At 76.4% G+C, this 2,148-nt stretch carries 2 protein-coding genes; both read right to left on the bottom strand.

The genetic code is table 11. The annotated features are described in order from the left end of the window. Positions 1 to 264: 264 nt before the first annotated feature. Entirely contained in the window at positions 265 to 879 is a 615-nt protein-coding gene (locus E2C06_RS36225; RefSeq protein ID WP_133293352.1) for a nicotinate-nucleotide adenylyltransferase, read from the bottom strand. Between the two features lie 52 nt (positions 880 to 931). Continuing rightward, a partial coding sequence (locus tag E2C06_RS36220; RefSeq protein WP_133293351.1) for a glutamate-5-semialdehyde dehydrogenase occupies positions 932 to 2,148 on the bottom strand: 1,217 nt, incomplete at its 5' end.

Below are 2,148 nucleotides of genomic sequence, written 5' to 3'. Positions count from 1 at the left end.
CCGCTCGGCGCCGGCCGGCCGCTCGGGCCGCGGCACCGGCTTCGAGGCCAGCCGCTTCGGCGCGCGGGACGGCGCCTCCGCCGCCTCGGCGCGCGAGGCGGCAAGCCGGGCCGGACGCGGCTTCGGCGCCGCGGACTTCGGGGCGGATGGCTTGGACGGGCCGGTCATCGACCGGCTCCGCGGGGTGGACTTGCCCCCCTCGGGGGCCTTCGGGGTGCGCGCGATCTGCGCCTCCTGTTGTCGTTGGCCGTTGCCGGCCGGAGCTTATACGAAACCCTCGCCCCGCGCCGCACGGATGGCGGTGGCGCTGGCCGGATGTTCCCGGGCCGGCAGCAGGCACCAGGGCGCGTGCGCGGGCACGGGGCCTGCCAGCAGCGCCGCCGGGCGCCGCCGGTGCCGCGCCAGGGCGCGCGCCGCCTGGCCATGCAGGGCCGCCCGCGTCTCGCCCGGCCGCGGCACGACCGCGATCGGGGTGGTCCGGGCGATCCGCCGCCAGCGCTTCCAGCGGGGCAATTGGCTGAGGTTGTCCGCCCCCACCACCAGCACGAAGCGGGCCCGGGGGAAGCGCCGGCGCAGCCGCGCCAGCGTGTCGTCGGTGTAGCGGGTGCCGAGGCGTGCCTCGATATCCGTCGCCACAACGCGGCGCCCATCGGCGATTTTGCGGGCGCTGTCCAGCCTTTCCGCGAAGGGCGCCATGCCGCGGCGCGGCTTCAGCGGGTTGCCGGGGGAGACCAGCAGCCAGACCTCGTCGAGCCCGAGCCGCCGCCGCGCCACCTCCGCCACGTGGCGGTGCCCGCCATGCGCCGGGTTGAAGCTGCCGCCGAGCAGGCCGATCCGCGCCCGGCGGTTGTCGCCCCAGGCACCCGGCGGCGTCCTCAGCGCGGCCTCGCCGGCCGGCCTGCCTGGCGCATCCCCGTTTCCCCCGCTGCTTTCAGGGCCGGGTCTGTCCGGTCCCGATCACATGGTAGCGGTAGGTGCAGAGCTGCTCCAACCCCACGGGACCACGCGCATGCAGCCGCCCCGTGGCGATGCCGATCTCGGCGCCGAAGCCGAACTCGCCGCCGTCGCAGAACTGGGTGGAGGCGTTCCACATCCCGACCGCGCTGCCGAGGCCATCGAGGAATTGCTGCGCCGCGTCGGCATCCGCGGTGACGATCGCCTCGGTGTGCTCCGAGCCATGCCGGCGGATGTGGTCGAGCGCGGCCTCCACGCCCTCCACCACCGCGATGGACAGCACCGACCCCAGCCATTCCGTGGAGAAGTCCTCGGCCGAGGCGGACGGCAGTTCCGGGCAGATGTCGCGCGCCCGGGCATCGGCGCGGAAGCCGCAGCCGAGCGCCCGGAGGTCGGCGACCAGCACCGGCAGCAGCCCGGGCGCGATGGCGGCGTCGATCAGCAGCGTCTCGGTCGCGCCGCAGACGCCGGTGCGGCGCATCTTGGCGTTCGCCAGGATCTCCCGCGCCATGGCCGGGTCGGCGGCGGCGTGGACATAGGTGTGGCAGAGCCCCTCGGCATGGGCGAGGACCGGGACCCGCGCCTCCTCCAGCACCCGGGTCACCAGCCCCTTGCCGCCCCGCGGGATGATCAGGTCGATCAGCCCCGCGGCGCGCAGCATGGCGCCGACGAAGGCGCGGTCGGCAGTGGGGGCGACCTGCACCGCCGCCTCCGGCAGGCCGGCGGCGCGCAGGCCCTCCGCGATGCAGGCATGGATCGCGGCGGCGCTGCGGGTGCTCTCGGACCCGCCGCGCAGGATCACCGCGTTGCCGGACTTGAGACACAGAGCGGCGGCATCGGCGGTGACGTTCGGCCGGCTCTCGAAGATCATGCCGATGACGCCGAGCGGCTGGGCGACGCGGCGGATGCGCAGCCCATTCGGCCTGTCCCATTCCGCCAGCACCCGCCCCACGGGGTCGGGCAGCGCCGCGACCTCCTCGAGCCCCTGTGCCATCGCCTCGATCCGCGCGGGGGTCAGGGTCAGGCGGTCCTTGAAGGCGGGGGAGAGGCCGGGGGCGCCGGCGAGATCGGCCTCGTTCGCCGCCAGGATTCCGGCGCTCCGGGCCCGCAGCGCCGCGGCGGCGGCCAGCAGCGCCGCGTCCTTGGCCGGTCGCGGCGCGCGGGCGAGGCTGCCGGCCGCCACGCGGGCGGCGC

Source organism: Dankookia rubra, from assembly GCF_004355005.1.
Lineage (GTDB): Bacteria > Pseudomonadota > Alphaproteobacteria > Acetobacterales > Acetobacteraceae > Paracraurococcus > Paracraurococcus ruber_A.
This window is presented reverse-complemented; position numbering and strand designations above follow the sequence as displayed.